At 66.4% G+C, this 7,299-nt stretch carries 8 protein-coding genes and 1 pseudogene; 1 reads left to right on the plus strand and 8 read right to left on the minus strand.

Features of this window, described 5'->3' with window-relative positions:
• Positions 1-554 precede the first annotated feature (554 nt).
• Positions 555-1,199 carry a transposase family protein gene (locus tag ACTMTI_RS56215; RefSeq protein WP_441129293.1) on the minus strand — a complete coding sequence of 215 codons (645 nt, stop codon included), beginning with the start codon at positions 1,197-1,199 and terminating at the stop codon, positions 555-557.
• A gap of 533 nt (positions 1,200-1,732) precedes the next feature.
• Positions 1,733-2,782 carry an aldo/keto reductase gene (locus ACTMTI_RS56220; protein ID WP_441129294.1) on the minus strand — a complete coding sequence of 350 codons (1,050 nt, stop codon included), beginning with the start codon at positions 2,780-2,782 and terminating at the stop codon, positions 1,733-1,735.
• 49 nt (positions 2,783-2,831) lie between these two features.
• On the opposite strand from ACTMTI_RS56220, the gene ACTMTI_RS56225 reads away from it, so the two are divergent.
• Complete coding sequence (locus tag ACTMTI_RS56225) at positions 2,832-3,227, plus strand: MerR family transcriptional regulator (protein WP_441129295.1); 396 nt, start codon at positions 2,832-2,834, stop codon at positions 3,225-3,227.
• 348 nt (positions 3,228-3,575) lie between these two features.
• Here ACTMTI_RS56225 and ACTMTI_RS56230 read toward each other — a convergent pair whose 3' ends face one another.
• The 6 genes and pseudogenes from ACTMTI_RS56230 to ACTMTI_RS56255 all read right to left on the minus strand — a co-directional run.
• Positions 3,576-4,628: an IS110 family transposase gene (locus tag ACTMTI_RS56230; protein WP_441129296.1), complete on the minus strand. Its 1,053-nt coding sequence runs from the start codon at positions 4,626-4,628 to the stop codon at positions 3,576-3,578.
• Between the two features lie 213 nt (positions 4,629-4,841).
• A pseudogene (locus ACTMTI_RS56235) lies at positions 4,842-5,129 on the minus strand (transposase); the annotation flags it as partial.
• Positions 5,130-5,141: 12 nt separating this feature from the next.
• Positions 5,142-5,762 (minus strand): transposase, encoded by a 621-nt coding sequence (locus tag ACTMTI_RS56240; protein WP_441129297.1) that lies wholly within the window; start codon positions 5,760-5,762, stop codon positions 5,142-5,144.
• 200 nt (positions 5,763-5,962) lie between these two features.
• The gene (locus tag ACTMTI_RS56245) at positions 5,963-6,145 is read right to left on the minus strand and encodes a hypothetical protein (RefSeq protein ID WP_441129298.1); all 183 of its coding nucleotides are present in this window, start codon (positions 6,143-6,145) and stop codon (positions 5,963-5,965) included.
• 59 nt (positions 6,146-6,204) lie between these two features.
• On the minus strand, positions 6,205-6,459 hold the full coding sequence (locus ACTMTI_RS56250) for a hypothetical protein (protein WP_441129299.1): 255 nt from the start codon (positions 6,457-6,459) through the stop codon (positions 6,205-6,207).
• A gap of 78 nt (positions 6,460-6,537) precedes the next feature.
• Positions 6,538-7,299, minus strand: a 762-nt coding sequence (locus ACTMTI_RS56255; RefSeq protein WP_441129300.1) for an IS5 family transposase, incomplete at its 5' end; no start/stop codon positions are given.

A 7,299-nucleotide genomic window follows, 5' to 3' on the forward strand; every position in this document is an offset into this window, starting at 1 on the left:
CCACGCTGACCACAGCGAGGAAACGACCTCCAGCCGAATCCCTCAGCCGACCAGCTCAAGGTCGAGAAAGATCGAGGTTAGCGACGAGTAAGTCCCGAGTCGGCTAGGTCATCGCCTCAAGTTTCCTGCGGCCCGGCGAGACCTTAAACCCTGATCAAGTTCGAAGAACCCTCAAAACCGGGATGTTGCAGTTATTCCGGTATGAGTCTGGCGGTACCCGCTCATTGCCAGGTGGTGTCCGGCATGTAGACGCCCGCTATCTGTCGTTTCTGTACGGAACGGGAGAAGGTGTGCCCTGATGCCATGTCTGCTTCGAGGACGAGGCAGGCCAGCGGCTGGGGTCACCGAAGGGACGCGCCTGGGCACTCGTCGGCGCCCACCCGGCGGTTAGCCTCGATTCGTCAGAGGGTTGTTCAGGTTCATGGAGTCCGCAGCCTTGCCCGTAATGTCCCCGGTGCGGTTGGGGCGGGCCGTCGCATGTCGCTGCGGGGGCGCCGGGTTCCACGGGCCCGGCTGGGCTCCTTCCTGATCGTTGAAGCGGGGAGTCCGGGCTCTCAGGCGGGAACCGGCAGGTGAGTGAGGCGCTGCCAGGCCAGGACGAATGCCTGGGCCCAGGGCCAAGTGCGCTCGATCCGCAGGTGCCGCCTCCGGGCGTGGGTGGACAGCCGGGCGGGCAGATGGTAGAGCCGGTAGCGCATGGTGTCCGGCTCGGCGCGCTCCAGATCGTCTTGATCGTGCAAGACGAGCAGGCGCAGCCAGCAGTCCAGGTCATGGCCGAGATTGGCGGCCAGCACCCAGCCTTGCAGGGCGAAGTCGTCCACGCCCAGCACGGCCGGGCCGGTCTGGAGGACGGGCTCGGGCAGGGCGCGGATCAGCCTGATCAGCGTCATCCGGCTGACCGCCAGGGCCAGCCGTGCGGCCAGGCGGGCACCGGCGCGGCCGCCGAGGGCCAGCGCGATCCCCCGCAGCGCCTGTCCGGCCACAATGCTGCGACGGCCATAGCGGATGGTCAGATTCGGCACCTGCTCGGCGAAGGTGTGCCTGTCGCACGCGTCGTTGGAGCAGAAGAACCGATGAACCCGCAGGTGGATCAGCACCTCCTGACCGCCGGCCGCGGTGTCGAGCAGGCGCCGCTCATAGTGGCTGTGCTTGCGCCGTGACGGTGTCCCGCAGCTGGGGCAGTGCGCCTCAATCGTCATGGTCCTAGCCTTGATCCGCACCGACGCACCGGTATGGAACACCTGGTCAACGCACACGTGAGCCAGATGGGGCAAGAAGAGAGTCAGCAGCTCCTTGATCGACACACGACGATACTGATGATCAAGAAGCCAGCTACCGGCCAGAACGCTCGAACCGTGACCTACCCGACCGACGGCTCACGGAATGTGTGCCTGAGCCGAACTTCTCCAGGTGGGTGGCCGGCCTGATCCGGGCTGGCGGGCATGAAATTTCCAGATAACCGGACATTCGACGTCCGGTCGGGCGGTCAGGTCCGGCCAGAGTGATTGCGGAGGTGCGTACCGACCGCGCTTGTCGGTCAGTTGTGACAGTGATCGGCTTGAGTGAAATCGATGCCGGTGAGGATGAGCAGCACTACAACGGCGTGGGCCCCCGCACGATCGAGCGGGCTCTGGCCTCGGTCGTGGCCCACACCGCGTAAGCCGCTGCTGCCTCGCCGGTCCCGGCTGGGTCATGTCACGTAAAGTTTCCCGGGACCGGAAGCATTTCTGGGTCAGGTCGCGGCGCGGTCGCCGAGCGGGCGGCGGCGCAATGCGGGGTCGGTCAGGGGGGCGGGGCTCCAGAGACCGACAGGGTGGTAGACGTTGGTGCCGGGCGGCACGAGCTCGTCGATCCGGTCGAGCACGGTGTCGTCGAGCACCAGCGAGGCGCCCTTCAGCAAGCCCTCCAACTGCTCCATCGTGCGCGGGCCGAGTATGACCGAGGTGACCGCCGGGTGTGACGCGACGAAGGCGACGGCCAGCGTCGGCAGGGTGCAGCCGAGCTCGTCCGCCAGTTTCACCAGCTCCTCGACGATCTCCAACTTGGCTGCGTTAACCGGGATAGACGGGTCGAACCGTTCTGGCGCGTGCGCAGCGCGGCCCTGCGACATGTCGACCTGCTGCCCCTTGCGGTAACGGCCGGTCAGGAACCCCCAGCCCAGCGGGCTGTAGGTGAGCACGCCCATGCCGAGCCGCTGCGCCGTGGGAAGGACGTCGGCCTCGATGCCGCGGGCCAGGATGTTGTACGGCGGCTGCTCGGTGCGGAACCGGTACAAGCCGCGCTGCCGGGCCACATGGTAGGCCTCAACCGTCTCGTGCGCTGGGAAGGCCGAGCTGCCGAAGGCCCGGATCTTGCCCTGCCGGACCAGATCGGTCAGTGCGGAGAGGGTCTCCTCGATGTCGGTCCGGTGGTCGGGGCGGTGGATCTGGTAGAGGTCGATCCAGTCGGTGCGCAGCCGCTTGAGACTCGCCTCGACCTCGCGCATGATCCAACGCCGCGAGTTGCCGCTTCGGTTGGGTCCTTCCCCCATCTGGAAGTGCACCTTGGTCGACAGCACCACCTCGTCTCGCCGGCCCTGCAGCGCCTTGCCCACGATCTCCTCGGACTCGCCCGCCGAGTACATGTCGGCGGTGTCGATGAAGTTGATCCCGTGGTCGAGGGCGGTGTGGATGATGCGGATGCTGTCATCGTGGTCGGGGTTGCCGGCCGAGCCGAACATCATGGTGCCGAGGCAGTGGGTGCTGACCTCGATACCAGTGCCGCCGAGGATGCGATATCTCATACTTCGGAACCGTAGAATCTAGAGCCGACTCTAGGTCAAACTGGGCCACATGTCGGGTTTGAGCATCGGCCAGGTCGCCGAACGCACCGGGCTCAGCGTGCACACACTTCGGTTCTACGAGCGGGAGGGGTTGCTGGCCCAGCCGGTACGGCGGGGCACCGCAGGGCACCGGGTCTACAACGAGGGTGACGTCGACTGGCTGGGCGTGTGCATCCGGCTCCGGGCCTCCGGCATGCCCCTGACCGACATTCGACGCTACACCGAGCTCGTTAGGGCGGGCCAGGGCAACGAGGTGGAACGGCTGGAGGTGTTGCGCGAACATCGGGAACGGGTGCTCGCCCAGTTGCATGAACTCAACGAGTGCCTCAAGCTGATCACCCACAAGGTAGCCATCTACGAGGGCCGTCTGGGTTTGCGGGACAACGTCACAGATTGTGCGCCCTGAGCCTATTGGGGGCAAGCAGACCCGCGTAGGCCCGACGGGTGCTGATACTTCTCATCGACGAAATCAGGTCAGGGCGACGACGCCCTTTCCGGCGAGGGCTTCGGCCAGGCGGTGGGATTCGCCGTTGGTCTCGACCATGTGCGCGTAGTGCACGTTCGTTCGCGCGGGCCATCTTGGCGCGGATCCGCGGAACTGGAGCGCAGGTCCGTGGTGGTGGGCACCAGATCGGCTTTCACGTGGCCATTGACCAGGATCTCCGAGGCTCTGGCACAAAGATCGTGAAGAGGTGGCCGATCGTGATCAGGGTCGCGTGTGCGGCCGGTCGAGCTCGGCGATGCTCCTATGTCGTCAAGCCGCCATGGCCATCTTGTGGTCACTCGTCTGGGAGGCGGTGGTGTCGGTGCGCTTGAGGGTGCGGTAGACCACGTCGGAGATGCGTCGGCGCAGCAGGCGGACGGCCTCGGTGCGGGTCTTGCCCTCGGCCATCAAGCGCTCGACGTAGGCCTTGCCCGGGCCGACGCCACGCGTCTGCGTCACGGCGATCATGTGCAAGGCCGAGTTCAGCCGCCGATTGCCGCCGCGGTTGAGGCGTACCCGGCTGCTGTTGCCCGACCAGACCGGGATGGGCGCGGTGCCGGTGAAGCGGGCGAAGGCCGCCTTGGACCGGAAACGGTGCACGCCCGCGGTCTCCCCGATGATGGTCGCCGCGCCGAGCACGCCACACCCCGGGATGGCCAGCAGTTGTGGGGCCAGGGTCTGGACGAGCTTGCGCAGCTGGCTCTCCAGCTGGTTGATGCGCACGGTCAGCTGTCGGCAGCGTTCCAGCAGTTCACGGGCGAGCTGGGCGACAATGCCGGGCATGTCAGCCAGGTGCTGGCTGAGCCGGTCTTGCACACATCGGCGGCGCAGCCCTCGGGAGGGGATTTCCAGCTCCGGGTCGAGTTCGTGCAGGTGCCAACGGAGCTGGCTGCAGATCCGGGTCCGCTGAGTGACCAGGTTGTCGCGATAGTCGGCGAGTAACTTCACTTCTCGGGAGGGACCGTCCAGATGCGCCATCGGCAGATCCGGCTCGCGCAGCGCGACCCGGGCCACCGCCAGCGCGTCGATCGGGTCGGACTTGCCACGTTCCCGGCCGGAGCGGCGTTGGCCGGCCATCAACTGGGTGGTGACCCGCACCACTCGATGACCGGCCCGCAGCAAATCGCCTTCCAGGCGGCGGCTCACATGCCGGCAGTCCTCGATCGCGAACAACACCGTGGGCCATTGCGCGGCCCAGGCCGCGATGTCGGCGTGTCCCTCCGCCATGGCACGGACGGTGCGCTCGGCGAGCTTGCGGCCGACCTGATCGACGGCGACCAGGGTGTGAGTGCGCTTGTGGGCATCGATGCCGATGACGACCAACCGTTCCTCCCGACGACTCTTCTACCAGGCAGCTTGGGTCCATACCGGTCTGGTGGGCACGCCTAAATCGAGCCGGGGGCACGCTCCTATCAAGCCACACCAGGCGGCAGGACCCCGCCGGGCCGCACATCGGGACAAGCCACCAGCAGCTGGCTGGGGCAGCGAAAAAACGAGCGAACCCGACGGGGACGACATCGATGATATTTACGCGAAGAAAGCCGAGGCGGCCTTCAGGATCTCGTTGGCCCGGCGCAGCTCGGCGTTCTCCCGCCGCAGCCGCTTCGCCTCGGCCGATTCATCGGTGGTGGTGCCCGGGCGGATGCCTTCGTCGATCTGGGCTTGGCGGATCCACTTGCGCAGCGTCTCGGCGGTGCCGATGCCGAGTTTGGCGGCGACCGCGTTGATCGCGGCCCACTCGGTCGGGTAGTCCGGGCGGACCTCGGCGACCATCCGCACCGCGCGCTTACGCAGCTCGGCCGGGTAGGGGGACTTGGCTGCCATGACTCGATCCTCTCAAGGAAACGAGCCTCCAGCGAAGTCGGGGCGCTTCACGGCGGTGGCGTCGTCGACGGGGCCCAGCCGCACCACGTCCAACAGCGCCGTCCACGAGCTACGGCCCATCTCCAACGCTGCGACGAACGAGTACGGCCAGCCCGGGATGAACTGCGAGGCACTCTTGGCCCGGCCGTACACATGGCAGAACAACCGCTCGGCCGAGCACGCGGCATCCGAGCGCAGCCACGGCGACACATCCACCGCCAGTACGATCCGTCCGTCCGGCCAGCGCGGTAACGGTAATTTGGCCAGCACCTCACGCAGCTGTTCCACCTCGATCCGGCCGTGGTTGAGCCCGCTGTACAAGGCGCCGTGTCCGCGCCGGTACTCCGGCGACAAGGTCAGATCCACCGGCGAGTGCACCGGCCCTGGCTCGCATAACAACGCCTCGGTCAGCTCGAACAACGCATCGGCCCGCGCACGAAGGCAGGCGTAGACGTCGTTCCGGAACCGGGACAACACCCTGGAGGACTCGACCCAGGCGGCATCGTTCAGCAGACTCACCCTCACGGCCTTGTAGTGATCAGCAGCGACTCGACACCGCACATGATCACTCAAGGCCGTCTTGCTGTCCCCCAAACGATCAATCCACCGCTCAACACAACGATCCGGAGGATAAAGAACAACCTAAGAGCGTGTTTGAGAAGATCAGCTTGAGGGGGTGGAGTAGTGACACTTCAAGGAGTCGCATCAGCCCACGGAGCCGGTTGGCAGGCTGCGGACATGTTCGGGGAGCGCGCATGGCACGTATGCGGCCACCGTGGTCGCAGCGTCGACCATCAGGAGGCTGAGGCCTCCCTGACCGCGGCGGACAGCCAGACGGTCAGCCCGGTGAGGGTCACGATGGCGATGACGATCAGTGCAGGAAAGTACCAACCCGGGAAAAGCGGCCCGAGATCGGTATCGCCAGGAGAATAAAGCACGATCGCGTAAGTGATCAGTACGGCCAGGACGAGACTCATCAGGTAGACCATGCCGGCGGCCGTGCACAGCACGAGGCCGCCGGCGGTGGATCGGCGATTCAGCCAGCCCCCAGTGCGGCGAGCACGGCCGCCTCGGCGGCGAGGATGAGGGCGATGGCGCCCACCCATCCCCTCACCGATTCGATCGCCCCGTCCAGCTGGCCTGGCAGCAGGTCGTTCCAGCCTTCGTGCCCGGGGTCGAGCCCCGCCTGGGCGGCCAACTGGAGCGCGATCAGGTTCACTCCGGCGTACAGCAACGGCGCTGCCAGAGCGCACAGCAGAGCGGGCCAGCGTTTCAGGTGTCGCAGATCCATGATCGATTAGATGGCCGATTCACACTGAGCGTTCCGCGACGGATCACCTCCAGCCGCCTGAGATGGTGATCATCTCTGTCAGTTGCAGATGTAACGGGCCTGGCGTTGGGCGGGTCCGCCGCGAGTAAGGCGACGGGCAATACCGGCGATGGCGGCCCAGCGGATGATCGCCGCGGACACCGCGGGATCGCGTTCGTAGTCGCGAGCCAGACGGCGGCAGGCGGTCAGCCAGGCCAACGTCCGCTCGACCACCCACCTGCGTGAGAGGACGTTGAACCCACGCTGGGCAGCGGGCTTGCGCACGATCTCCAGGGTGGTGCGCAGCGTGTCGTGAGTCCAGTCCACCAGCCGTCCGGCAAAACCCTGGTCGGCGAAGACATACCGGATCGGGGTGGTCAGGTACGTCGACAGCAAGGTGGTCTTGGCGCCGTCCCGGTCTTGCCGGCTTGCAGCCATCACTGCGACCGTGACCAGCAGGCCGCTGGTGTCGGTGACGATGAACCGCTTGCGGCCGTTGATCTTCTTGTTCGCGTCGTAGCCGCGACTGTCACGGCTGACCGTGTCGGCGCCTTTTACGCTTTGCGAGTCGATGATCCCGGCTGACGGCTCATCGGCGCGGCCGGCCTGCCGGCGGGCCGACCTGCGCAATTCGGTCAGCAGCATCTCGGTGACGCCGGCTTCTTCCCACCGCTGGAAGTACCAGTACACGGTCTGCCATGGCGGCAGGTCGGTGGGCACCGCCATGGACAGCCGGAGCGCACCAGGCACTTCCCCCTGGTTGGTGGACACGCTGATACTGGATCTTGCTTGATCCGGAGGAAGCGAGAAGACCGCCGATGG

Source organism: Nonomuraea sp. H19 (genome assembly GCF_052068215.1).
Classification (GTDB): domain Bacteria; phylum Actinomycetota; class Actinomycetes; order Streptosporangiales; family Streptosporangiaceae; genus Nonomuraea.